27 protein-coding genes are annotated in these 23,969 nt (G+C 49.3%); all 27 read right to left on the bottom strand.

Features of this window, described 5'->3' with window-relative positions; genetic code table 11:
• Position 1 precedes the first annotated feature (1 nt).
• The 27 genes from ACFVSO_RS14750 to fliG all read right to left on the bottom strand — a co-directional run bounded on the left by ACFVSO_RS14750 (position 2) and on the right by fliG (position 23,961).
• The gene (locus ACFVSO_RS14750; protein WP_387474762.1) at positions 2-493 is read right to left on the bottom strand and encodes a chemotaxis protein CheD; all 492 of its coding nucleotides are present in this window, start codon (positions 491-493) and stop codon (positions 2-4) included.
• Entirely contained in the window at positions 490-1,110 is a 621-nt protein-coding gene (locus tag ACFVSO_RS14745; RefSeq protein WP_387474760.1) for a chemotaxis protein CheC, read from the bottom strand. The genes ACFVSO_RS14750 and ACFVSO_RS14745 overlap by 4 nt, the downstream gene beginning before the upstream one ends.
• A 3-nt stretch (positions 1,111-1,113) precedes the next feature.
• Positions 1,114-1,575, bottom strand: coding sequence for a chemotaxis protein CheW (locus ACFVSO_RS14740; RefSeq protein ID WP_387474758.1), 462 nt, complete (start codon positions 1,573-1,575; stop codon positions 1,114-1,116).
• A 13-nt stretch (positions 1,576-1,588) separates the two neighbouring features.
• Positions 1,589-3,658, bottom strand: coding sequence for a chemotaxis protein CheA (locus ACFVSO_RS14735; RefSeq protein ID WP_387474756.1), 2,070 nt, complete (start codon positions 3,656-3,658; stop codon positions 1,589-1,591).
• Positions 3,659-3,701: 43 nt separating this feature from the next.
• Positions 3,702-4,991, bottom strand: coding sequence for a protein-glutamate methylesterase/protein-glutamine glutaminase (locus tag ACFVSO_RS14730; RefSeq protein ID WP_387474754.1), 1,290 nt, complete (start codon positions 4,989-4,991; stop codon positions 3,702-3,704).
• A gap of 26 nt (positions 4,992-5,017) precedes the next feature.
• Complete coding sequence (locus tag ACFVSO_RS14725) at positions 5,018-5,887, bottom strand: MinD/ParA family protein (protein WP_387474752.1); 870 nt, start codon at positions 5,885-5,887, stop codon at positions 5,018-5,020.
• Positions 5,880-7,094, bottom strand: a complete 1,215-nt coding sequence (gene flhF, locus ACFVSO_RS14720) for a flagellar biosynthesis GTPase FlhF (RefSeq protein WP_387474750.1) — start codon at positions 7,092-7,094, stop codon at positions 5,880-5,882. Before flhF ends, ACFVSO_RS14725 begins: the two co-directional genes overlap by 8 nt.
• Positions 7,091-9,121: a flagellar biosynthesis protein FlhA gene (gene flhA, locus ACFVSO_RS14715; protein ID WP_387474748.1), complete on the bottom strand. Its 2,031-nt coding sequence runs from the start codon at positions 9,119-9,121 to the stop codon at positions 7,091-7,093. The genes flhF and flhA overlap by 4 nt, the downstream gene beginning before the upstream one ends.
• Before the next feature lie 44 nt (positions 9,122-9,165).
• Positions 9,166-10,251, bottom strand: a complete 1,086-nt coding sequence (gene flhB, locus ACFVSO_RS14710; protein ID WP_387474746.1) for a flagellar biosynthesis protein FlhB — start codon at positions 10,249-10,251, stop codon at positions 9,166-9,168.
• 12 nt (positions 10,252-10,263) lie between these two features.
• Positions 10,264-11,061 carry a flagellar biosynthetic protein FliR gene (gene fliR, locus ACFVSO_RS14705; RefSeq protein WP_387474744.1) on the bottom strand — a complete coding sequence of 266 codons (798 nt, stop codon included), beginning with the start codon at positions 11,059-11,061 and terminating at the stop codon, positions 10,264-10,266.
• Between the two features lie 11 nt (positions 11,062-11,072).
• Positions 11,073-11,342, bottom strand: a complete 270-nt coding sequence (fliQ, locus tag ACFVSO_RS14700; protein ID WP_387474742.1) for a flagellar biosynthesis protein FliQ — start codon at positions 11,340-11,342, stop codon at positions 11,073-11,075.
• A 21-nt stretch (positions 11,343-11,363) separates the two neighbouring features.
• Positions 11,364-12,119 (bottom strand): flagellar type III secretion system pore protein FliP, encoded by a 756-nt coding sequence (fliP, locus tag ACFVSO_RS14695; protein WP_387474740.1) that lies wholly within the window; start codon positions 12,117-12,119, stop codon positions 11,364-11,366.
• The gene (locus tag ACFVSO_RS14690) at positions 12,109-12,741 is read right to left on the bottom strand and encodes a flagellar biosynthetic protein FliO (protein WP_387474737.1); all 633 of its coding nucleotides are present in this window, start codon (positions 12,739-12,741) and stop codon (positions 12,109-12,111) included. The genes fliP and ACFVSO_RS14690 overlap by 11 nt, the downstream gene beginning before the upstream one ends.
• A gap of 26 nt (positions 12,742-12,767) precedes the next feature.
• Complete coding sequence (locus ACFVSO_RS14685) at positions 12,768-13,130, bottom strand: response regulator (RefSeq protein ID WP_387474735.1); 363 nt, start codon at positions 13,128-13,130, stop codon at positions 12,768-12,770.
• A 20-nt stretch (positions 13,131-13,150) separates the two neighbouring features.
• Positions 13,151-14,383 (bottom strand): flagellar motor switch phosphatase FliY, encoded by a 1,233-nt coding sequence (fliY, locus tag ACFVSO_RS14680; RefSeq protein WP_387474733.1) that lies wholly within the window; start codon positions 14,381-14,383, stop codon positions 13,151-13,153.
• Entirely contained in the window at positions 14,373-15,374 is a 1,002-nt protein-coding gene (fliM, locus tag ACFVSO_RS14675; RefSeq protein ID WP_387474731.1) for a flagellar motor switch protein FliM, read from the bottom strand. Before fliM ends, fliY begins: the two co-directional genes overlap by 11 nt.
• A gap of 39 nt (positions 15,375-15,413) precedes the next feature.
• On the bottom strand, positions 15,414-15,878 hold the full coding sequence (locus tag ACFVSO_RS14670; RefSeq protein WP_387474729.1) for a flagellar basal body-associated FliL family protein: 465 nt from the start codon (positions 15,876-15,878) through the stop codon (positions 15,414-15,416).
• 17 nt (positions 15,879-15,895) lie between these two features.
• Positions 15,896-16,102 (bottom strand): flagellar FlbD family protein, encoded by a 207-nt coding sequence (locus tag ACFVSO_RS14665; protein ID WP_116043501.1) that lies wholly within the window; start codon positions 16,100-16,102, stop codon positions 15,896-15,898.
• 66 nt (positions 16,103-16,168) lie between these two features.
• Complete coding sequence (gene flgG, locus ACFVSO_RS14660; RefSeq protein ID WP_387474726.1) at positions 16,169-16,981, bottom strand: flagellar basal body rod protein FlgG; 813 nt, start codon at positions 16,979-16,981, stop codon at positions 16,169-16,171.
• Positions 16,982-17,068: 87 nt separating this feature from the next.
• Positions 17,069-17,455: a TIGR02530 family flagellar biosynthesis protein gene (locus ACFVSO_RS14655; RefSeq protein ID WP_387474724.1), complete on the bottom strand. Its 387-nt coding sequence runs from the start codon at positions 17,453-17,455 to the stop codon at positions 17,069-17,071.
• On the bottom strand, positions 17,452-17,937 hold the full coding sequence (locus ACFVSO_RS14650; protein WP_387474722.1) for a flagellar hook capping FlgD N-terminal domain-containing protein: 486 nt from the start codon (positions 17,935-17,937) through the stop codon (positions 17,452-17,454). The genes ACFVSO_RS14655 and ACFVSO_RS14650 overlap by 4 nt, the downstream gene beginning before the upstream one ends.
• Positions 17,938-17,985: 48 nt before the next feature.
• Positions 17,986-19,359: a flagellar hook-length control protein FliK gene (locus tag ACFVSO_RS14645; protein ID WP_387474720.1), complete on the bottom strand. Its 1,374-nt coding sequence runs from the start codon at positions 19,357-19,359 to the stop codon at positions 17,986-17,988.
• A 52-nt stretch (positions 19,360-19,411) separates the two neighbouring features.
• Positions 19,412-20,323, bottom strand: coding sequence for a MotE family protein (locus ACFVSO_RS14640; RefSeq protein WP_387474718.1), 912 nt, complete (start codon positions 20,321-20,323; stop codon positions 19,412-19,414).
• 29 nt (positions 20,324-20,352) lie between these two features.
• On the bottom strand, positions 20,353-20,799 hold the full coding sequence (gene fliJ, locus ACFVSO_RS14635; RefSeq protein ID WP_387474716.1) for a flagellar export protein FliJ: 447 nt from the start codon (positions 20,797-20,799) through the stop codon (positions 20,353-20,355).
• 7 nt (positions 20,800-20,806) lie between these two features.
• On the bottom strand, positions 20,807-22,132 hold the full coding sequence (gene fliI, locus ACFVSO_RS14630) for a flagellar protein export ATPase FliI (RefSeq protein ID WP_387474714.1): 1,326 nt from the start codon (positions 22,130-22,132) through the stop codon (positions 20,807-20,809).
• A complete protein-coding gene (locus ACFVSO_RS14625) occupies positions 22,119-22,955 on the bottom strand; it encodes a FliH/SctL family protein (RefSeq protein ID WP_387474712.1) in 837 nt (278 codons plus the stop codon). Before ACFVSO_RS14625 ends, fliI begins: the two co-directional genes overlap by 14 nt.
• Entirely contained in the window at positions 22,948-23,961 is a 1,014-nt protein-coding gene (fliG, locus tag ACFVSO_RS14620) for a flagellar motor switch protein FliG (protein ID WP_387474710.1), read from the bottom strand. The genes ACFVSO_RS14625 and fliG overlap by 8 nt, the downstream gene beginning before the upstream one ends.
• Positions 23,962-23,969: the final 8 nt, after the last annotated feature.

The raw sequence follows: 23,969 nt of genomic DNA, 5'->3' as shown, positions 1-23,969 counted from the left end.
CTTAAATCTCCTTTACACCATGCTGCACGCTTCTGATGAGCAAGATTCCTTTGTAACTGTCGAACTCTACCGTTCTGCCGTAGTTGCCTCCCGTATCTGCCCCCAGAATCGGGATGCGATAGTGCTGCAGGATGGCTGTGCAAGACTCCACATTACGCGGCCCGATCCGCAGAGTATCCGAGCCGCCAAGCGCGAACATCTGGGCTCCGCCCGCCATCTTGGCTTCTAACCGGTTTAACCGGGCGCCTACGGCCTGCATTCTTTCAAGCAGCTCCGGAATAGCGGTATCTGCATATTTCGCCTGATTAAACTGCGCTTCACGAGCGATCTCCGACGAAGGAAGCATTACATGCGCCATGCCGGCAACTTTGCTCTGGGAATCGTACAGCGTCAGTCCAACACATGATCCCAGTCCCGTTGTTTTCAGAACGGCACCATCTATCGCGATATTCAGATCGGCCATGCCCACCTTCACTAACGTTTGCCCTGTCATCCCAGTTCGACTCCCAATGCCTTAAAAATTTTTTTAAACGATTCCGGATCGGGAATTAGGAAAAAATGTCCTTCCAGCGATTGCCGATCTTCCAGAAACGTCGTTTCGATCAATAAGGCGGAATCGCCCATCTCTCCGAATTGCATTAAGCCGTAGCTCAGTATTGCGCCTGCCATATCATGAGCGATTGCAGGTACGGATGGCACCATCGGAAGTTGTGTGAAATCGGCAAGTGAGGACAAGTAGGACCCCGCTAATATATTGCCGATTTCGCATAATGCGGACAGCTCCATCTCTGAATAGCCATTCTCGTCCTGATGATTCATCGAAAGAAGCTGATTCAGTATGCGCTTGGCCGACTGCTCTTCAATAATAAAGAACATATTGCCGGGAGCTTCGCCCTCTACCCTTAGAAAGACAGCAAGCACGATCTGCTCCGCGCCGCCGACGCGATCTGCCACTTCCTCGAACGGCAGCAGACTTACCTTTGGAACCGCCATATCGACCGGCTTGTCCAGCAGCTTGGACAATGCGGTAGCCGCATTGCCCGCCCCAATGTTGCCGACTTCCCTCAGCACATCCATTTCAAATGCTTTAAAAGAATCGAATAGCGACACAGGTTATACCTCAAGCTGCTCAAGCTGGATAATTTCGTTTTTGTTGAGCACTTCCGAAAGGTTCAGCATAATAAGCAAGCGTCCTTCCCCCAGCTTGGCAATCCCGCGAAGATATTTCGCTTTGATGCCCCCGACAATCTCCGGTGGTGAATCGATCGTATCGGTGTCGATATCGATTACATCGTTGGCCGAGTCTACGATAAAGCCTACTTCCAAGTCTGCAACGGCAACAACAATGATACGGGAGTGCTCGGTATGTTCCGTCTCGGACAAGTTGAACCGGCCTCTAAGGTCGATCACCGGAACGACGATACCACGCAGATTGATGACTCCCTTGATGAAGGTTGCGGTCTTCGGGATGCGGGTAATGGGCGACAATCTCTCGATCGTACGGACTTTATCGACTTCAATCCCATACTCCTCCTTGCCTAGCGCGAACACGATAACCTTTAATTCTTCTCCCATCGAAAACCCCTCCTTATTTAATCAATGCATTCGGATCTATAATAAGTGCAACCTGTCCATCACCCAGTATGGTAGCCCCGGATATCGCATGGATTTGAGTCAGGTATTGTCCAAGTGTCTTGAGTACAATCTCGCTTTGGCCGATGAACTCATCTACCATTATCGCTGCCCACTTGTCCCCTTTGCGGATGACGATAATTTCGGTTTCAATCTCTGTTGTCTCGTCATAATCCGGCGACTCCAGCACTTTGCTGAGCGATACTAGCGGAATGATCGAATTGCGGAACTGAATCATTTGATTGCCATGAACCTGCAGGATATCGGCCCGCTTCACGATCCCGGTCTCGACGATCGAAGTGAGTGGAATCGCATATTTCTCCGATCCCAGCTTAATGAGCATCGCAGAGATAATCGAAAGTGTTAGCGGCAATTGAACAGAGAATTTGGTGCCTCTGCCAAATGCCGAATCGACGGTTACATTGCCGCCAAGCGATGTGATCTTCGTCTTAACGACATCAAGACCAACTCCGCGGCCCGAGATATCGGAGATTTTATCCGCCGTGCTGAAGCCTGCGGCAAAAATCAGCATATTGATCTCATCCGAGGTCAGGTTGCGGCCTTGTTCTTCCGTTACGACGCCGTTCTTGATCGCAATCTGGAGCACTTTCTCCTGGTTAATGCCGCTGCCGTCCTCTTCCACTTCAATGAAGACATGGTTGCCGCTATGATAAGCGCGAAGATGGATGGTGCCCGTCTCCGGCTTGCCGGCAGCGATACGGTCAGCAATCGTCTCAATGCCATGGTCGACGGAATTGCGAAGCAAGTGAACGAGCGGGTCGCCGATCTCGTCGATGACGGTACGGTCAAGCTCCGTATCTGCGCCTGTTATAACCAGCTCGATCTTTTTGTCCAGCGATTTGGACAAATCCCGAATCATTCTTGGGAATCGGTTGAATACCGAATCGACAGGAACCATCCGCAATTTCAGAACAATATTTTGCAGGTCGGAGCTGACTCTCGCCATGTGCTCCACCGTCTCCGTCAGATCGTTGCGCTTCACTTCACTCGCAAGCTGCTCCAGACGGACACGGTCAATGAGCAATTCACTGAACAGGTTCATCAGCGTATCCAGACGCTCGATATCGACACGAATTGTTCTGGCTACCGCGCCTCCGGTCGTAGGAGGCGTCTTCTTGACCGGCTCCGATGCTTGCTTCGCGGAGCTTGGCGAAGCCGGCGCTTCCGCTGCCGGTGCAGCGGGTGCTTCCACAGCAGCAGCCGCTGGCGCTGTTGTCAGAGCAGCTAATGATTCAGGATCAAGTGGCGTAACCTGAACCGTCGCGATTTCCGAGATGTTGCCAATTTGCTGGAGCAGCTCTGATTCTTTTAAGGATGAAATGGTAAAGACGGAAAAGGAACGGTCAAACTTCTCTTGCTCCAGGTCCTGTACGGAGGGTTCAGACTTTACGATCTCGCCGTTGCGCTCCAGCAGGTCGAACACCATGTAAGAGCGGACGGCTTTGAGAACACAAGTCTCCTCCAAGGATACTTGGATGAAAAACGGCTGATGGCCGCTCTCCATCGATTGCAGCAGAATGGACGACTGGAATTGGTCCAGGAGTGCCGCATTTGTTGAAATGGATGGTGCAGCTGCAGCTGCAGCTGCCACCGGTGCAGGAGCAGCGGAGCTGCCGCTCTTGTAGTCGCTTTTCAATATCGTCTGGAGCGAAGCGACAATAGCTGTAACATCGGCTTTTCCCGTACCGCCCGCCACGATATCTTGAACCATCGCCTCAAGCGCATCGAGCCCCTTGAACAACGTATCGAATATAAAGCTGTCCATCTTCAGCTTGCTGTTGCGCACCAGGTCAAGCACGTTCTCCATCTCATGCGTCAAAGCCGCTAAATCTTCAAATCCCATCGTCGCCGACATGCCTTTCAGCGTATGCGCCGAGCGGAAGATCGATTGCACAATGCTTAAATCATCAGGGTCGCTTTCCAGTTGAAGCAGGTTTTCGTTCAAGGATTGAAGATGATCGTTGGATTCGTCGATAAACATGGACAAATACGCGTTCATATCCATTTCCAAGCACCTCCTGTTAGTATGATCGTAATGAGAACTACTTTTATGTCAAAATTGTGCTGGCAAGCCGTCCGGCAATCGCATGCAAAGGAAGGATATGCTGTGCTGCTCCGCATTCGACGGCTGCTCGCGGCATGCCGTATACGATACAGGTTTCTTCGGATTCTGCGATCGTTGTGGCAGCACCGCCTTCAGCCAGAGCCTTCAGCCCTTTGGCCCCGTCGCTTCCCATACCTGTCATAATGACAGCATGCCGTTCAATCTCTGAGAAGGACAGCAGCGATTCAAACATCACATCTACTGATGGTCGATGGCCGTTGCGCTGCGGCTGATCGGTCAAACGAATGAAGTATCCGGCAGCGTCCTTGCCGAGCTCCATATGCTTCCCGCCGGGAGCAACGTGTACGACACCGGCATTCACCCGCATCCCTTGTTCCGCTTCTACAACGGTTAGAGCACTAAAGCTGTCCAGCCGTTGCGCGAGCGATTTTGTGAATTTGGGCGGCATATGTTGAACGACGAGCACAGGTGCCGGGAAACCGCTTGGCAAGGAACAGATGACCTCATGAAGCGCTCTTGGACCGCCAGTAGATGTACCAATGGCAACAATATGCTTGAACACCCCCGATCCTGACGCCTTCCGAGCAGCTTGCTGTTGTGCGGCAGATGACTGCACTAGCGGCTGCTTGGGTGGCAATCCGCTGCTAAGAGCTGTCGACCGACTCTCCGGCTTGGCTGTTTTCTCTGCTGGCTTTGGCGCTGCGGACTTCCGCTTCACCTCCGGCAAAGGTTCTGTCTTGACTTTATGTAAAGGGGTTGCCGAAGAAAGAGGCGTGTCGGTCGGCTTCGGCCTTGCCTTTACGCGAGGCTCCTGCGTCTGCGCGGCTGTCTCTGGCTTCGGTCTCTCCGGCAGGGTTCCCGTTTTGCTTCGTCCGGCGAATACCGCAATCCGCAGCTTCTCCAGCAGTTGCTCGCCCACTTGATGGATATCGCCTGACTTTGACATCGACGGCTTACGGATAAAGTCCAGCGCACCGTACTGTAGAGCTTTGATCGTATCGCGTGCATTGTCTTCGCTAATGCCCGACAGCATGATGACCGGCGTCGGAGTCTGCTTCATGATGAGTTGAAGGGCTTCGATACCATTCAGTATCGGCATCTCCAAATCCATTGTGATGACATCCGGCTTATGCTCTGCAACAGCCGCGACAGCTTCTACACCATTGGCAGCTGTCGCCGCGATAACAAACTGCTCATCCTGCTTGATGAGATCGCTGATAATGGTCCGCATGAACGCGGAATCATCCACTACTAGAACGCGATAGGTTGCCAATCGTATCTCACCTCAATTCCAAAGGATTATCTTGAGAGTCTGAACAATTTTGTTAAAAATCCTTTGACGCCGCTTGAATCCCTGCGGGTTAACGGCATGTCCAAAAACGTTTTGGCTATTCGCCCTACTGCAACGGCTGATTCGCACTCCGGATATGCGATCATAAACGGTACTTGCCGTTTCACCGCCTTTGTTACAAGCGGGTCGTCTGGAATCATGCCTAGCGATGGAATATCGGAATGGAGAAACCGGCTGGCGACAAGACTGATTTTTTGTGCAGTCGCTTTTCCTTCCCGTTCATCGGTAGCACGGTTGACGATAAGCTTGAACGCGACACTCTGATCCATGGACTTCACCATTTTGATCAATGCGTACGCGTCTGTCAGGGATGTCGGCTCAGGCGTCGTAACGACAATCGTTTCTTGCGCTGCTGTAATGAATTTGACGGTTTCCTTGGACAAGCCCGCTCCCGTATCGAATAGAATGACGTCGTATTCGCCATGAAGCTTCTCTACCTCAGCTCCAAATCTGGCAAGCTGATCTTCCGACAATTCCAGCAAGTCCTTGAAGCCCGAGCCTCCTGCGATGTAGTGCAGTCCTTCCGGCCCGGTGCATACAATATCCCAAATCGTCTTCTCTTGCTTCAAGAGATGATAGAGACTGTAAGCCGAGGATTGTCCCATCAGCACATCAATGTTGGCCATCCCGATATCGGCGTCGAACAAAAGCACTTTTTTGCCCAGCCTTTGCAGCGCTAAGGCGAAGTTCAGGCTAAAGTTTGACTTTCCGACTCCGCCCTTGCCGCTTGTAACCGTAACGACTCGTGTTTCCTTCCGATCCATGCGATGATCTTGCTGTCTGACCATATGTCGCAATGCTTCGGCTTGATCATTCATGTTCAGCGTCTCCAAGCAGCAGGTCTACATAGCTGCCGGCTTTGAACCGCTCGATATCATCGGGCACGTTCTGTCCGCTAGCCAGGTGTGTAGGATACAAGCCATATTTTAGAACCAGATTCATAATGGCTCCGTATACCGTCGTTTCATCAAGCTTCGTAAATAACACTTTTTGAATGCCGAATTTGGAGAAGCGCTCGGCGATTATCGCCATATCCGTTGTTTTGCCCGTCAGGCTGAGCACAAGCACCGTCTCATTCGGCTCACTGGACTGCAGGAGACTAATGACTTCGGATACATGAAGCTCACTTCGGAAATTGCGACCCGCCGTATCCATCAAGATCAAATCCCGTTCGGACAGAGCCTTGTAAGCTTTGGGCAGATCCATCGGAGAAAACACGACCTCCAGCGGTACATTCAAAATATTCGCATACGTTCTAAGCTGATCGACTGCTGCAATCCGGTACGTATCCGAAGTAATAAACCCGACATTTCTACCCCGCTTAATCGTTTGCTCCGCCGCCAGCTTTGCGATCGTCGTGGTTTTGCCGACTCCTGTCGGACCTACAAAATGCACCACACGCGCTTCTCTGCTAATCTCGGCGTTGCTGTATGGCCGAATCCACTCTACCAAAATTCGCTTGGATTCGTTCCAAACCTCTGTGCGGTCGTAGACTCGTTCCGCGCTCTGCTCGGATTCACGCAGGGCCTCAATCAGCTTGTCCGACCATTCTTCGTCCAGCTCTTGCTCAAACAATCGTTCTTTCAACGCGATCATCGGTTCGGACAAGGTATGGAGCTCACTTTGGTGACGGGATAGCTTCACCATGTACTCTCGCAAATCTCGAATCTCGTTAATAATAAACTGCTCGCGCTCCATTCGCTTATCCGAGATCGTTGGTTCCGGCTGAGGCTGCGGTGGCTCCATGACCGCCGCAGCCGCTCCAGAACGCTGAGCGGTCTGCAGAATTTGCTCGACGACCGCATTCACTTCCGGTGACGGCTTGCGCTGCGGCAGCTCCCCTTGCTTCGAAGCGCCAGTCTCTACAGCTGCTATCACTTCCATCCGTTTCTTGCGGAACATGCCCATAAATCCGCCGACCTTAATTTCCTTTGTATCCAGAATGACCGCGTCTTTGCCAAGATCCATACGAATCATAGACACTGCTTCGGGGAGAGCATTCACGACGTACCGCTTTACTCTCATAAATTAACCACCCCTACACTCTGAATTTCAATATTCGGCTCTAGCTCGCTATAAGACAATACCGGCACTTCCTGCATGGTTCGTTCAATAATTTGTCTCAAGTACATCCGAATCGTAGGCGAAGCCAGTACGATCGGCTGTTGACCTGATTGGATCTGCCTGCTTACATGCTCGTTAAGCTTCTGATAGATTTGCTGAGTAGATACCGGGTCAAGAGCAATATAGCTTCCCTGATCGGTCTGCTGCACTGACTCTGCAATTCGCTTCTCAAGCTGCGGACCTACCGTAATGACACGCAGTGTGTCTCCACCAGGAGAGAACTGCTGTGTAATTTGGCGAGATAGTGCTTGCCGCACATATTCCGTCAGAATATCGGGGTCCTTCGTATAGTGGCCGTGATCGGCCAGCGTCTCAAAGATGGTGACCAAATCCCGGATCGAGATTTTTTCCTTAAGCAGCTTCGCCAGCACTTTCTGCACATCGCCTATGGTGAGGATTGACGGAATCAACTCGTCGATAAGCGCCGGATACGATTCCTTAACGTTCTCAACCAGCATCTTCGCTTCCTGACGGCCAATCAGCTCATGGGCGTGGCGCTTAATGATCTCGGTAAGATGAGTGGCTACGACAGATGGCGGGTCAACAACGGTGTAACCCGACAGCTCCGCGCGCTCCTTCATCGCTTCGTCGATCCAAATAGCCGGCAATCCGAATGCAGGTTCAGTCGTTTCGATACCTACGACAGAATCATCCTCGAAACCCGGGCTCATCGCTAGATAATGATTCAGAAGCAAGTCCCCGCGAGCGACTGTGTTCCCTTTAATTTTGATCACATATTCATTTGGCTTAAGCTGGATGTTGTCGCGGATACGTATGACCGGTACAACCAATCCAAGCTCAAGCGCGCACTGCCTGCGTATCATAATAATACGGTCAAGCAAGTCGCCGCCCTGTTGCGTATCCGCAAGCGGGATCAAGCCATATCCGAATTCGAATTCAATCGGATCCACTTGAAGCAAGCTGATGACACTTTCGGGACTGCGAACTTCCTCAATTTGCTGCTCTTCCACCAGCAATTCGTCTTGCTCCAGCTGCTTATCCTGCTTCTTCTGCATGACGTAGGCTCCGACAGCTAAGATAATTGAGAATGGCCAAGTGCTTAGAATGCCGATTGGTGTCAAACCTAGAACCGCAATTGTTCCAGCGGCGATGTAGAGCATCTTCGGATACTTGAACAGTTGGGATGTAACATCTTCAGACAGATTTCCCTCTGATGCCGCTCGTGTTACGATCAGACCTGCAGCTGTGGAGATCAGGAGTGCTGGAATTTGGGCGACCAAGCCGTCACCAATCGTCAGGATGGAAAACGTCTCCAGCGCTTCACCGAACGCCATGCCATGCATAGCCATACCAACGATGAAACCGCCAATAAGGTTGATGATTAATATAATGATGGTGGCGATCGCATCGCCTTTTACGAATTTGCTCGCGCCGTCCATCGCTCCATAGAAGTCGGCTTCTCTCTCAATCTTCGAACGACGCTCCCGAGCTTGCTGCTCATTGATCAGACCAGAGTTCAAATCCGCGTCGATACTCATCTGCTTGCCGGGCATCGCGTCGAGTGTAAATCTCGCCGCAACCTCGGCCACGCGCTCTGAACCTTTTGTGATAACGATAAACTGTACGACAACGAGGATAAGGAAGACAATAAAACCGATTACGACCTCGCCGCCGCCCACCCAACTCCCGAAGGTGGCGATAACCTCGCCCGCTTCGGCATTCTGGAGAATACTTCGGGTTGTCGAAACGCTTAGCGCAAGACGGAAGAGTGTTGTAATCAGTAAGATTGCCGGAAAAATGGAGAAGTCGAGCGCTTCTCTCGTATTCATGGCAACCAACAATATCGTTAATGCAATCGAAATATTCAAAATAAGCAGCAAGTCGATGAGGAAGATCGGGATCGGGATAATCATCATGAGTACGATTCCGATAATTCCGAGAATAATGAACAAATCTTTAACTTTCATGATGTCTTCCTCCTCCCTAGCTTTTGTGAGATCAGGAACCGCAACTAGCGTCCCTTCATCTTATATACGTAAGCCAATACCTCGGCCACAGCCTGGAACAGGTCCGCAGGAATGACATCCCCGATCTCGGCCCGCTCGTACAGCGCTCTGGCTAGCGGCTTGTTTTCCATCGTGATGACGCCGTTCTCCTTGGCGATCTCTTTGATCCGCAAGGCCACGTGATCCATCCCTTTGGCCAATACGGTCGGCGCTTCCATCTTGGAGGCATCATATTTCAAAGCGATGGCAAAGTGTGTCGGGTTCGTAATGACGACGTCGGCTTTGGGGACATCCTGCATCATCCGCTGCAGCGCCATTTTGCGCTGTCTCTCGCGAATACGCCCTTTGATGAGAGGATCACCCTCTGTTTTCTTATATTCATCCTTAATATCTTGCTTTGACATTTTAATGCTTTTCTCGTGTTCATACCTTTGATAAAGATAATCAAGGAATGCCAGTACGGCTAGTACAGCACCAATTTCAATTCCTAACTTTATGGTCAAACTTGCTGTAAACGAAAAGATTGTTTCCAGGGATTGCATTGATAATGTCAGCAGCTTGTCCCATTCCCGTACAATTGTCGAATAGACTAATATGCCAATAATACTAACTTTAAGTATACTCTTGAGAAACTCTACTAAACTGCGCATGGAGAAAATTCGTTTAAAGCCTTCAATTGGATTCAGCTTATTCAGCTTCATTTTCAGCGGTTCACCTGTCAGCAAAAAACCAAATTGAATCACATTACCTGCGATACCGATCACCATAACGATGGCGAAAATAGGAAGCAACATGAACAGGCATTGTTTCGTAACATTTAGAAACAATTCCATCATATTCGCAGTGGTTACCTCCATCGTTAGCCAATTGTGGAATAAACCTCCAAAAAGTTGGTTGATATGTGACTTATAATAATTGCCTAACATAAGAAATGAAGCAAAAGCGAACAGAAGAATGAAAGCCCCAGGCAGGTCAGTTGACTTAGCGACCTGACCTTTGTTCCTGGATTCCTCGCGTTTTTTGGGTGTTGCTTTTTCTGTTTTCTCTTGATTGAACAATTGCAAATCTAGCGTTAAACGATAGTGTCGCACTAAGAATGCCTCCTATTGCCCTGCAGGCGGACCCTGCACGATACCGAACAATCCTTCAAGTGACTGAAACATAATCGTAAACAGCTTATCGAACAGGAAAGCAAGACCGGGCATCAAAAGAAGAAGCAGGAAAATCCCGATAATAATTTTGAGCGGAATGCCAATAACGAAAACGTTGAATTGTGGTGCTGTTTTCGTCAGGAATCCAAGCCCTAGATCCGTTAAAAACATGGCGACAACAAGAGGAGCTGCAACCTGTATGGCCAATAGAAAGGTATTGCTGAATACCCGCACCAAGTAATCCGTCACGCTTCCGTTCATTAATCTACCAAATAATTCGTTGTCCAGCGGCATCCATTGGTAACTGTTCATTAGTCCAGCCAACAAATGATGATGGCCGTTCATCATTAGAAAAACAACGAGCATCAGCATGTACTTGAAGTTACCGAGAAGCGGAGCAGAAACCCCAGTATGCGGATCAACGACGTTTGCCATCGCAAATCCGATCTGCATATCCATAAAGGCACCTGCTGTCTGAACCACCGCGAAAAATAGATAGACGATAAAACCGATCATGAGGCCTATCAAAATTTCTCTTAAAATTAATACGACATACTCAGCAGTGTCCGGAACCATGGTCTGGCTCATCCCATAGGACAAAAATACGATAAAAGAGATAAAAAAACCTAATCCGATCTTAAAGGTATTCGGCACGCCTCTCGAAGAAAATATAGGTGCAACGACGAAAAACGCTGTGATTCGACAAAATATTAGCAAAAAAATAGGAAAGCCTTGTACGATCGCATTCATTCACCCACAACCTAACCGATATAGTGATGAAGATTGTTCAGTAGACGGTAAGTGAAATCGACAACCGTATTCAGAATCCACGGTCCAAATACGATAATAGATATAAAGACGGCAACAATCTTCGGAACAAAAGCGAGCGTCTGCTCCTGGATCTGCGTAGTCGCTTGGAATACGCTTATTAACAATCCCACAACCAATGCAAGAACAAGCATCGGAGCGCTGGCTTTCAATACCGTAAAGACAGCTTCGCCCGCCAATCCGATGACAAAGTCAGCACTCATCCTTTTTCCCTCCAGCTTTCATCATGTATTGAAACTAAGCAACAGCGACTTCACGATCAGATACCAGCCATCTACCAATACGAAAAGCAACAGCTTAAACGGTAATGATATCATAATCGGCGGTAGCATCATCATCCCCATCGCCATAAGCGTACTGGCTACGATCATATCAATGACGAGGAAAGGGATAAAGATCATAAAGCCCATCTGGAACGCTGTCTTCAATTCACTGATTGCATAAGCGGGAATGAGTACCGTGAGGGGTATATCCTCAAAGGATTCAGGCTTTTCCGTTTTCGTATAATTCATAAATAGAAGCAAGTCTTTTTCCCTCGTATGAGAGAACATAAATTTTTTCATAGGCACAGCTGCTTTATCAAATGCCTCTGTCTGAGAGATTTCTCCCTTCAGGTAAGGCTGTAAAGCCACTTCATTCACTTGCCCAAATGTCGGAGCCATAATGAACAACGTAAGAAACAACGCCAGTCCAATCAATACTTGATTAGGCGGCATCTGCTGTGTGCCTAATGAAGTACGTACAAATCCAAGTACAACAACTATTCGGGTAAAACTCGTCATAAGCACCATGATAGCCGGTGCAATGCTTAGTACGGTAATGAGCAGCAGAAGCGACAGAGCGCTTGTTCCCGGCTGTTCCCCTTGACTGCCTCCGATATTTATGGAGATATCGGGCAGCGGCTCTGCAAACGCTTGAGTATGTATGAGGAGGGACAGCAGCAGGATAGCCGTAAAAGAAAGCCACCTCTTATTTCTCATGTTCCATCAACCGTTCATTCTTGTTTTGGTCTTGCAGCATGTCCTCAAGCTGCTGTTTGCGGTCAGATTGCTTATTCAGCTTGTTTTGCAGCATCTGCTCGAAGGACGAGGAAGAAGAATTCCATTGCTCTTTCCCCGGTTCCGGCTGTGCTGAATGCCGATTCCGCCATTGCTTCACCATATTTGTCAAATCCTTTGGGGACCAGGCAGTGTTCGACTGGTTGTCCAAAGACGCGATAAGCTCGGCAGCTTCTTCAGCATCCAAAAACTTGTCTATCAGCGTAATCTGCTGGCCAACTCCAACGATGTATACCCGGCCGCCGATCTCCACGACCTGGATCGAGCTATTCTGACCAAGCGCTATGCCGCCTAAAGATCGCATCGAGCGATTGGCTCCCCAGAGCTGGTTGCGTCTCGACAGCCACTTGATAACCAGAATGATTAGCGTGATGACGATGGCAAGCGCCACCATAACCCAAACCATATTGCCCAGCAGCTCGCCTGGGCTTGTGTTAGCGATATCTATGGGTTGCTCGATATCGGAGTTGCTGCCGCTGGAGCCAGCAGCAGCGATTGTTGGCAAAGTCGAAAGCCCGATGATGGTAAGGATCGCCGCGCGCATTCTTGATTTCCCCATAAGAAACGCCGTTAGCCGAGTGTTTTCTTGATAGCTTCGATTACGCGATCAGCTTGGAAAGGCTTGACGATAAAGTCTTTGGCACCTGCTTGGATGGCGTCAATGACCATCGCTTGTTGTCCCATTGCGGAACACATGATGACTTTAGCGTTGCCATCCATCTTTTTAATTTCCTTCAGGGCGGAAATTCCGTCCATCTCAGGCATTGTAATATCCATGGTGATCAAGTCAGGCTTCAGTTCCTTGTATTTCTCAATAGCTTGTGCGCCGTCTTGGGCCTCACCTACTACCTCGTAACCATTTTTAGACAAGATATCGCGAATCATCATGCGCATGAAAGCAGCATCATCTACGATAAGAATGCGGTTTGCCATCTTCATTTCCTCCTAGGATGTTATTGTAATTTTTGAATGCGGTCCCATTGGCTTACGATATCTGTAACACGAACGCCGAAGTTCTCATCGATAACAACGACTTCACCTTTGGCGATAAGTTTGTTATTGACCAGAATGTCAACCGGTTCGCCTGCCAGCTTGTCCAATTCGATGATAGAGCCTTGCGACAACTCCAGAATATCCTTAATTTGCTTCTGGGTCCTTCCTAATTCTACAGTGACCTTCAGCGGAATGTCGAGCAATAAATTCAAATTCGTTCCGTCAGTCGGCGCATATGGTGGCTGGCTGAAATTCGCGAATTGTACGGGCTGAACATTCACATTGCGACTTGCGCTTTGGGCGAATCCGGCTGGAGGCGCACCATACGGATCGTAAGCCGCTGCTGGCTGCCCAGCAGGCTGTGGCGGCGCTTGATGCGTCATCGCGGGCGGAGGCGCGGGCACACTGGCAGCAGCCGTCTGCTGCACCGCTGCTTGTTGTTCCGCTGCCGCAGCAATGTGCTGGGTTGCAGGCGCATCGGACGGCGTTAACGGCTCTTCCGTCGTTCCCATCAGGGTCGAAACCATCTGCTTTGCGAAGGAAACCGGAAGCAACTGCATAATGGTCGAATCGATCAAGTCTCCAATCGTAAGATGGAATGAAATTTTGATAAATACGTCAACTGGCGGCAAGTGATTCATACCGTCTCCGTTATTGACATCCAGAATATCAATGCCTGGAGGCGAAATGTTGACAAATCGATTAAAGATGGTAGACATCGATGTCGCGGACGAGCCCATCATCTGATTCATCGCTTCCTGGACAGCGCTGATATGAATTTCATTCAGTTCCTCAGCTGTTACTTGTCCTTCCCCGCCCAACATAAGATCGGCGATAACTTGTGCATCTTTCGTACGAATGACCAGGGAATTGATGCCTTCAAATCCGTCAACATATTGAACGCTTACCGCAACATGAGGCTTAGGAAAAATATCGCCGAGCTCTTCGCGTCTGACCAGCGTCACTTGCGGCGTTGTAATGTCTACTTTTTTTCCCAACAAGGTTGACAGTGCAGTAGCAGCGCTGCCGAATGTAATGTTGCCGATCTCGCCCAAAGCATCTTGCTCCATAGAGGACAGGTAATCGGAAAGCTGTACTTCATTCGATGGAGCCAGTACGTCATCTGGTTCGTTAGAGGATTGACGAAGTAACGCGTCAATCTCCTCTTGTGACAAATAATCCTTACTCATCATAATCTTCTTCCGCTCCTTCGCTCACAATCTCTTCCACCTGAACAGCCATCTTGTCTCGAATCGAGCCAGGGCTGCCGATAAATTTCAACTTCTCACCAACTTTTATTTTCAGACCTTCATCGACTGATTTATTGAGCGTTAGCACATCGCCGATCCCCAGGTTCAAAAACTCATGGATCGTTATCGAGGTTTCTCCCAGCTCCGCTACGATTGGCAGCTTGGCTTTATTCACGCGTTGTTCAAGAATTTCAACCTCTTCCGGAATCCGTTCCTTCTTCTGCGATACAAACCAGTGATGGACGGACAATCTTGGCATAATCGGTTCCAGCACGACATGCGGGATACAAAGATTGATCATGCCCGTAGTATCGCCGATTTTGGTGCTGAATGAAATAAGCGCAATCGTTTCGTTTGGAGATACGATCTGCATGAACTGCGGATTCGTCTCCAGCGCTTCGAGTCTTGGCGAGATATCGATAACCGTCTTCCACGCTTCCTGCAAGCTGTCGAACGTTCTTGCGAAGATGCGCTCCATAATGGTCGTCTCAATTTCAGTCAGATTGTTGATCTTTGATGGCGCAATTCCTTGTCCGCCTAACATGCGATCCAGCATAGCGTAGGCGACGTTCGGATGAACCTCCAGCACCATGCGTCCCTCGAGCGGCTCAGCTTCGAAAATATTCAATATCGTCATCTTCGGAATGGAGCGGATAAACTCGTCATAAGGCAATTGTTCTACGTCAACGACGTTAATCTGAACAAACGTGCGAAGCTGCGCCGAGAAATAAGTTGTCAAATATCGCGCGAAGTTTTCGTGAATGCGTGTCAAGCTTCGGATATGATCCTTCGAGAAACGAACGGCACGCTTGAAGTCATATACACTAACCTTGCGCGAAATTTCTTCCTTCTTTAAATCCTCAGCATCCATTTCACCTGAGGACAACGCAGCGAGCAGCGCGTCAATTTCGTTCTGCGATAAAACATCAACCACTTCTCTCACCCCCTTCGAGGAATCTCGCTACTGATGGATTTACATTCTTGCGACCATAATGTTTGTAATTTCTACTTTCACCAGCTTGCCTTTCGGCATGACAGGGTTAATCAAGTTCAGCAGCTTCGCTTCCAGCGCGTCTTCGCCAACAGATCCGTTAAGGTCTTCTGCCGTCATATCTGCAAGTGTCCGGCTAATGATTGGCTTAATCTCGATCTCCAGCACTTTGTCGAAGTCTTCTTTTGTCTTCTTGGAATCCAGTTGGAATGCAAAGCTAACAATGACAACATTTTTGGAATCCGCTAGGTTGCGACGGAAATCCTTAAGCTCTGATGTTACCTCCACGCGTTCTTTCGCCGACAATACTTCGATCTTCACAGGCTTTTTCGCCGCCTCTGCATCTGACGGATCTTTAGTCAGCGAGTTGAACAAAAATATGGCCACGATTGCGATGAGCGTAATGGATAGCAAAATGGTTATTAACCAAGGCAACATTTTTTTCATGTCGAAGGACCCTCCTGTTATTCACTCTTTTGGGCCGCTGCAACGAGGCCAATTGTTTGAAGAAACTGCTGATTCAGCTCGATGAGCTCGCTAGTCTTCTCTTTAACAACCAGCTTATTGCCGGTCGTAAGCGTTATAACCGTATCAGCAGCCTCTTCAATCAATTCAATAAAAAGTGCATTTATTGTTACTTTCGTTCCGTTTAAACGCGTTACGGTAATCATCAGCTACCCCCCTCTTATGTAGGGGAGGCTGGTAGCCTCCCGCTTAGTTCATTCCTATATTATCGATTAACGTTTCAGGTTAACGACTTCCTGCAAAATCTCATCCGAAGTCGTAATGATTCTGGAGTTGGCCTGGAATCCACGCTGTGCAACGATCATTTCGGTGAATTCAGCCGTCAAGTCGACGTTGGACATTTCCAGCTGACCAGAGATAATAGCGCCAGTTCCGAATTCAGGGTCATTGGCAGCCAACAGCTCGAACTCGCCGTCCGGATTCGCGTTGACCGTCATTCGATACAGGTTGCCGCCAAGCTTCTCAAGGCCGCTTGGATTGACAACCTTGGCAATCCCTAACTGAGCCACTTCCACCTGTCCATCTACCGTCACACCAAGGACTGTTCCGTCTTGGCTAATGCTGAATGCGGTAATTTCTTCATCCAGTACGATTGGCGCTCCGTCTTGACCAAGAACGAACAAACCGTCAGCCGTTACGAGTTGTCTTGCAGCGTCGAGTGTAAAGTTTCCCGCACGCGTTAGCAGCATTTCGGCTCCATCTCCTGCCGATACGACGAAAAATCCGTCGCCGTCAATACGAACATCAGTCGCCTGATTTGTCGTCATCGCACTGCCCGCCGTATGGATCGTATCAATCGATCCGATGGATACTCCAAGGCCAATCTGCTTCGCATTTACACCGCCACGCTCTCCTTCTTCAGGAGCGGTAACGCCTGATACCGTTTGGCTCAGAATGTCCTGGAACATCACGCGACCGGCTTTAAATCCAACCGTGTTTACGTTCGCGATGTTATTGCCGATGACATCGAGCTTGGTTTGAAATCCTCTCATACCGGAAACGCCTGAATACATGGATCTCAACATGCTTAATTCCTCCAATGAGTTGTATTTGACTCGAGACTGCTTCAGTCGATCCGCAGCCTAAGGCTTCCTATTTAGGTCCAGCCTTCTTCATGACAAGATAATGGCGCTGTCAATCTGCGTAAACACATTGCTTTGCATTTGCTTTCCATCCATTGCCGTAACAACGGTTCTGCTTGGAACATTCACGATCATTGCAATGTCTTTGAATACGATGAGTGAATCCTTAGCTCCCTTTGAGGCAGCGTCGTCTACAGCACGCATAATTTTAGTGAGAGACTCAGGCTGGAGAGTAATTCCCCGCTGTTCCATACGAACTTCGGCATGATGACTGAATTTTAAAACCTGCGACTCCAGTAAATCGTGAAATTCGGTGGATGAAGTAGATTTACCTTGCAGAGCTCTTGATGATTTATCAATCTGCAGAGGCGTCGTTCTAAGCGGATATAAATGTCCAATCTTTATACTATCGCTCATGGTGTCTCCACCTCATCTGAACCCTCTTCGTTCCCGTTTTCCTGTGGTTGTTTCTCTGAAATAGATACCAGATAATCCAGTGCAACTTCCTTATTGCCGATTTTGGAGTAAAGAATACCATCCTTAGAAAGGATAGAATCAACTTGCCCGGTTGAAGTTGTTACCTGACCAGCTTCATCATATTCATACCACTGAACCCATTTGCCAATCAGACTAGATGCCGATCCAATGCTTTGGCGCATCAATGCTAATTCGCCCGACATATTCATTAATTGCTCAACGGATGTGAACTGAGCCATCTGAGCAATGAAATCTCTGTCCTGCATCGGTTGCATCGGATCCTGGTTCCGTAGCTGAGCGACAAGAATGGAAAGAAACTGATCTTTACCAAGCGTGTCTGAGGGCTGACGTTTGGCTGCAGCCTGCACATTAACCTTATCGTAGTTCGGCCAGACTACATTTGTCGGTATACTATTCGCCACTACTGTTCACCTCCGATCTGTAGGCCTTGTTGTTCCCGTGTATGGTTATTAAGCCATCTCGTTAATAGCACGCCCATAACCCAGACCTTGTATCGCCGCTTGTTCTACCAGTTCAGACTCAAATGCAGTATCTGTCACATTTTCGTCTTCACCGACGCCATGACGGTTATCAAATGTCTGTCTTCCTTGTTGGCCTTGTCCACCATGTTGCTGCGACAGCTCCATTGAAGCCGGACTTTGGGTTACTTCAAGTTTTTCGACGTTCAGACCTTGCGCTTGTAGTGCTGCTCTTAGTTGAGCCATCTGGTTTTCCAAAAGATCCTTGGCTTTCGAAGTATCCGTTTGGAACATCGCTGTCAGCACACCGTTTTGCATAGAGATGCGAACGTCAACTTGACCTAATTGCTCCGGGAACAACTTAAGCTTAGCTTCCGTCAGACCGTCTAATACTCGAATATCGAACTTCTGAACAATTAATCCATTCATTGTGTCCGCAAAATTATCCGCCAGTACAAAAGCGGTAGGCGTGGAAGATCTCGTCAACAGTGCGCCATATTCCCGAATATTGTTTGGTCCAACGATTGGCAGCTGAATGTCAGAATCCGAATCAACCACAAGACCATCTAACCCTGCTGTTGCTGCTGTTTCCATTCTGCCTTCATTTAAAGAAGCCAATGCATTCAATACGGATGGATGTACTGCCTGCTGAGATAAACGTTGCAACAATGCGCTCGAATCCTTCGTGGCTGTTGGTTCTGATATTAACCAAGAAGGTAATGCCGTCTCCGTTTTCACAGATTTCGTCTCCTGACTAGAACCTTCACTCATCAGCGCTGTAGCAAGTGACTGCAATTGAGTGCTAATAAGTGCATTCGGCTCTTGGCCTTGGACTAGTTTCAGCGAACCCTGTTGCAGCAACCCTTGAAGTTGAATCAATCCATCCTGCAAACTAGATTTCGCTTGATTCATTGCAAAAGCCGTTTGGTTCAAGGCAGTGGATTGGTCTGTATCCAAAGCGATATGCGGTGTACGTGGTGCAGGTATACCGAGAAGTGCAAGCAAAGCCTGTAGCGCGTACAGCATCGACTGCAGTTGACCGAGCGTGCTGTCCGGATCTGCACCTTCATTCTCGGTTACAGCATCCAACTTGTCCATCAGTCCATCAATTAGCGACATTAGCTCTTCAGTTGAGACCGCTGATTCATCAGCATTTAATGACACAACTGTATTCTGGGACGTAACGATGCCAAGAAGTCCCGCTTGTTGTGTGGACGTGCCCGATGGAGTCGACTCTCCGACGATTTGCTGTACAAGCGCTTGCTTAAAGCTGCCTTCCGCTCCTGTACCTGTTTTCGTCGTTGCTGTTCCGCTGATCGCGGATGCTTGTCCTGTAACGGCCATGCCTGGAATAATCATTTCCATATGTATTCACCTCCTTTCCCGTTCAATAGTGTCTGGAAGGAGCTCATTACCCTTATGTGCCGGACATTAGCTTCGTCATGATATTCGCCGTCGCTGTTTTATCCGCTTTGGACATTTCCGTTAAAATGGCGGATCGTGCCGCATCTTCTACTGAATTCAAAATCCGGATCACTTTGCTAGGGCTGATTTCCATCATTTTGATAAGCATCTCTCCTGCGCTCTTCGCATCCATTGAGGTAAAGGTCGCATTAAGCTGTTCCTGATTAAGCGTAGCCGATACCGGCTTCTCTTCCGCCTTCTCCGTTTTGTCCAGACGGGCTTGCAAGGCGGCAATCTGCATGTCCTTCGCATTTTGACTGTCCTTCAGCTTCATAGTAGCCTCAGCCGCAATGCGCGGATCCATCTTCTCCATAATGCGCACCCGGTCATCCGGTCTCATGGAGGAGAACAGCAATACGATCTCATCTGTCGTCATGTTCTGTACGATTGGAGCGGCCTTGCTAGGCGTCATCTTCGAGAACATGCTGGCGAGTTCCGTAATCTTGGCCGCATATTCCTCGTCTTCCAACCTCTTGTCTTCGGTCTGCTGCTTCAGAAGCGCGTTCTCCGACTGCAAATCCTGAACCGCATCTGTTTGAGCGCCTTTTTCCCCATTTGCAACAGCCAATTCCTGCTTGACGGAGGCAAGCTCCGTCTCAAGCTCTTCGATCTTCTCCATCATTTTAATGGAGCGGATCTGACTGTCATCCATAGAGCCTCCGGTCACCTGTGGTTCAGGCAACACATTTTTGACAATAGGAATGGATTGTCCGAATTCCAGCGCACGATTGCGGAAGTTTGAATCGAACATCGCATAGAGCACGCCAAGCAGCACGATGACAAACAGGATGGGTATTAACATGAACATCAATCGTTCAAATGCGTTGTAGCCTTGTTTTTCTACTTCTTTATCCGCCAATTCCACTCACTCCTCTAGCCGGTGTTACGCTTCACTTATGGGGTTGGCATGATAAAGCGGACAGTTGCCATTTCATCCAGCTCATTCTGCTCCTTGAGCTGCAGCGCTTGCCGGAAGCGATCCATGGCATGGTCTTTTGCTTTGAGCCACACTTTCTCATCTTTCATTCTGTCCGCCAGCTTCGAGCGGTTCTGCTCGACGACCCGCTCTGCCTTCTTCACATCCAGCAGCTTGCTCTCAATACAAGTCTGCAGGTAATCCAGATATTGACCAATAATCTGCAATTCCGCAAGCGGCACAGCACGTTGCGAAGCCGCTTGAAGCCGCTCTTCCCATTCAAGCTTCGTCTCCTCAAGCTCATGCAGCGACTTCTCCTCTGCTGACAGAGCTCCCAACGCACTTGATAACATCCATTCCTGTTGGGTCTTTTGGCTTGTCTTCAGATCAACGACTTTTTGAAAAGAATAATGAAAGGAAGCCACCTATGACTCAACTCCTGTGAAATTCGTTCACCAATCGTTCCTGCGATTCGCTAAGCGTCACTTTTTCATTCGTCTTTTGCCTCGTAAAGGAATGAATGGCGTCTATATATTCGAGAGCAAGATCAATTTCTTTGTTGGAACCTTGTTGATACGCCCCAATATTGATCAGGTCTTCCGAATCCTTATAAATAGAAAGAAGTCGCTTCAGATCATTAGCTGCATCCTGCTGCTCTTCGGTCACTATTTCCTTCATGACGCGGCTGACGGATGCCAGTACGTCGATAGCGGGAAAATGTCCCTTATGCGCCAAATGGCGGCTGAGCACAATATGTCCATCCAGAATGCCCCGTACCGCATCGGCAATCGGCTCATTCATATCATCGCCATCTACCAGAACTGTGTAGAATGCGGTAATCGAACCTGCCGGTCCCGTCCCAGCACGTTCCAGCAGCTTGGGCAGTGCGGCGAATACGGACGGCGTATAACCTCTTGTAGCGGGAGGTTCGCCAATAGCGAGTCCGACTTCACGCAGGGCCATCGCATAACGAGTAACGGAATCCATCATCAGCATGACGTTCAGACCGCGATCTCTGAAGTATTCCGCAATGGTCGTTGCGATTAACGCGCCTTTCATCCGGATCAACGCGGGCTGATCGGAAGTAGCTACAATAACCACAGATCTTGCAAGCCCTTCCGGACCCAGATCCTTCTCGATGAACTCCAGCACCTCGCGGCCGCGTTCACCGATAAGAGCAATGACGTTTACATCCGCTGATGTATTTCTGGCAATCATGCCTAGCAGTGTACTCTTGCCGACCCCGGAACCTGCGAAAATGCCAACCCGTTGGCCTTGGCCGACCGTCAGCAGTCCGTCTATAGCCCGCACGCCGATGCTTAGCGGCTCTGTCACCCGGGGGCGGCTGAGCGGATTGCTTGGCTCATTATGGGTCGAATAGTGATGCATCCGGCTAGGCAAGTACGAGCCGTCGAGCGGATTACCGAGCCCGTCCAGCACTTTGCCAAGCAGCTCGGAGCCTACCTGTACGGTAAGCGGTTTGCCAGTACCGACAACATCGCAACCCGGGCTAATGGAATGCAGATCGCCCAGAGGCATCAGGATAACCTTGTTGTCTCGAAAGCCAACCACTTCCGCTTTCAGCGGTTTAGCGCTTTTCGACGGATAGATATAACATAGATCGCCGATGCTCGCGTCCGGCCCTTCCGATTCAACGGTCAGTCCGATAACCTGCGTCACCTTGCCATTCACTCGAACCGGGTCAAGCGGTCTAAGGTGTTCGAGATACTTCAGTGCGTCCAGATCACTCGCGTTCATCCGCATGTCCTCTTTCATCGTTCTGATGGGCAAGCGCGATCAGCTCGCGTTTAATCTCCGACAATTGGGTATCAATTCTTGCGTCAATGCTGCCGTAAGCGGAGCGTATGACACAACCGTTATCCTTGACCGAAGAGTCCGGCAAGATCTGAAGCTCCGCTTGAGAATCAATCGACGCATGGAGCTCTTCGCGGGCAGCTTGAACGAATGTCAGCTGTGAAGGAGCTACACAAAGCGTAATTACACCTTGCTCCCGTCTGCGGGATAATGAGCGGCGAATCATATCAATCGTTACATCCGGTGTTAGCGACAGCTGCTGACCGATAATCTTCTCGGCTATAGCACAGCTAAGCTCCACCAGGAACGGCTCTGCCTCTTGAATGATCTGTTCTCGTGAAGCGTAAGCGTGCTGTAGCACTTCAGCTGCTTCCGAAATTTTGGATTCCCAGTTTTGGCGCAATTGCGCCTCGGATGCTGTTTTCCCTTCAGCGTAACCTTGCTCATAGCCGGATGTCCTGGCTTCTGTAGAGGCAAGCTCGTCTGCCTCCCGTTTTTCGAGCCACCATACATCGATCTGGGCTTGTGCGTCAGCGAGCATCTTCTCGCATTCCTGCTCGGTTTCCTGAAGTCGATTTTCGGCAAATGTTTCGGCATCCTCCAAAATCTGATCCCGGAGCATCACCGTTTCTTCGTCTGGACCCGGTTCCGCGAGCGGCTCCATGTCCATATCGGAGCGTTCTGGCTCCTGGTAAGGATTGAGCCATTTCAGCTGCTTCAGTTGATCCAACGGAATAACACTGGAAGATTTAATCAAATTAGACAATGATATCATCTCCTCCGCCGCGTGCGATGATGATTTCACCCGATTCTTCTAACCTGCGAATCGTAGCCACGATTCGGGTTTGGGCTTCTTCCACGTCACGCAGCCGCACAGGACCCATGAATTCCATTTCTTCCTTGAACGTCTCGGCCATACGCTTGGACATATTGCGGAAGATCGCTTCGCGAACTTCTTCGCTTGCCACCTTGAGCGCAAGCTGCAAATCTGCGTTTTCGATATCCCGGATGATGCGCTGGATGGAACGGTTGTCGATATTGACGATATCTTCGAATACGAACATCCGTTTTTTGATTTCTTCCGCCAGCTCCGGATCTTGAATCTCAAGCGCATCGAGAATGGTCCGTTCCGTACCGCGGTCTACGCCGTTCAATATTTGTACGATTGAATCAATACCGCCCGCATTCGTATAGTCCTGTGTAACCGTCGCCGATAGTTTTTGCTCCAGCACCCGCTCAACATGAGAGATAACTTCCGGTGATGTGCTATCCATAAGCGCAATTCTTCTTGCAACATCTGCCTGCTTGTCTTGCGGCAAGGAAGACAGAATTTGCGATGACTGCTCGGATTGCAGATACGATAACACGAGTGCGATCGTTTGCGAGTTTTCATTTTGAATAAAGTTCAGGATTTGCGTCGGCTCCGCTTTTCTAGCGAAGTCAAACGGCCGTACTTGAAGCGTTGCCGTCAGACGATTGATAACTTCCAGAGCTTTCGCTTCGCCAAGCGCCTTTTCCAAAATATCTTTGGCATACGTAATGCCGCCTTGCGATATATATTCCTGCGCCAGACAGATCTGATGAAATTCACTCAGGATCAGCTCTCGATCATGGCTGTCGACTTTCCGTACATTCGCAATTTCAAGAGTAAGCTGTTCGATCTCTTCATCTCGCAGGTGCTTGAAGATTTGCGCCGACACTTCAGGACCTAGTGTAATTAACAAAATTGCCGCCTTCTGGCGTCCCGATAAGCCTTGCGTTGGTTTAGACAATTACAGCA

Source organism: Paenibacillus sp. NPDC057967 (assembly GCF_042887015.1).
GTDB lineage: Bacteria > Bacillota > Bacilli > Paenibacillales > Paenibacillaceae > Pristimantibacillus.
This window is presented reverse-complemented; position numbering and strand designations above follow the sequence as displayed.

Excerpts from the sequence above, each read along its gene's own strand:
- ACFVSO_RS14750 (WP_387474762.1), bottom strand. The coding sequence starts at position 493 with ATGACAGGGCAAACGTTAGTGAAGGTGGGCATGGCCGATCTGAATATC.
- ACFVSO_RS14740 (WP_387474758.1), bottom strand. The coding sequence starts at position 1,575 with ATGGGAGAAGAATTAAAGGTTATCGTGTTCGCGCTAGGCAAGGAGGAG.
- ACFVSO_RS14735 (WP_387474756.1), bottom strand. The coding sequence starts at position 3,658 with ATGGATATGAACGCGTATTTGTCCATGTTTATCGACGAATCCAACGAT.
- ACFVSO_RS14725 (WP_387474752.1), bottom strand. The coding sequence starts at position 5,887 with ATGAATGATCAAGCCGAAGCATTGCGACATATGGTCAGACAGCAAGAT.
- flhF (WP_387474750.1), bottom strand. The coding sequence starts at position 7,094 with ATGAGAGTAAAGCGGTACGTCGTGAATGCTCTCCCCGAAGCAGTGTCT.
- flhA (WP_387474748.1), bottom strand. The coding sequence starts at position 9,121 with ATGAAAGTTAAAGATTTGTTCATTATTCTCGGAATTATCGGAATCGTA.
- fliR (WP_387474744.1), bottom strand. The coding sequence starts at position 11,061 with ATGAATGCGATCGTACAAGGCTTTCCTATTTTTTTGCTAATATTTTGT.
- fliQ (WP_387474742.1), bottom strand. The coding sequence starts at position 11,342 with ATGAGTGCTGACTTTGTCATCGGATTGGCGGGCGAAGCTGTCTTTACG.
- fliP (WP_387474740.1), bottom strand. The coding sequence starts at position 12,119 with ATGAGAAATAAGAGGTGGCTTTCTTTTACGGCTATCCTGCTGCTGTCC.
- ACFVSO_RS14690 (WP_387474737.1), bottom strand. The coding sequence starts at position 12,741 with ATGCGCGCGGCGATCCTTACCATCATCGGGCTTTCGACTTTGCCAACA.
- ACFVSO_RS14685 (WP_387474735.1), bottom strand. The coding sequence starts at position 13,130 with ATGGCAAACCGCATTCTTATCGTAGATGATGCTGCTTTCATGCGCATG.
- fliY (WP_387474733.1), bottom strand. The coding sequence starts at position 14,383 with ATGATGAGTAAGGATTATTTGTCACAAGAGGAGATTGACGCGTTACTT.
- ACFVSO_RS14670 (WP_387474729.1), bottom strand. The coding sequence starts at position 15,878 with ATGAAAAAAATGTTGCCTTGGTTAATAACCATTTTGCTATCCATTACG.
- ACFVSO_RS14665 (WP_116043501.1), bottom strand. The coding sequence starts at position 16,102 with ATGATTACCGTAACGCGTTTAAACGGAACGAAAGTAACAATAAATGCA.
- flgG (WP_387474726.1), bottom strand. The coding sequence starts at position 16,981 with ATGTTGAGATCCATGTATTCAGGCGTTTCCGGTATGAGAGGATTTCAA.
- ACFVSO_RS14655 (WP_387474724.1), bottom strand. The coding sequence starts at position 17,455 with ATGAGCGATAGTATAAAGATTGGACATTTATATCCGCTTAGAACGACG.
- ACFVSO_RS14645 (WP_387474720.1), bottom strand. The coding sequence starts at position 19,359 with ATGGAAATGATTATTCCAGGCATGGCCGTTACAGGACAAGCATCCGCG.
- fliI (WP_387474714.1), bottom strand. The coding sequence starts at position 22,132 with ATGAACGCGAGTGATCTGGACGCACTGAAGTATCTCGAACACCTTAGA.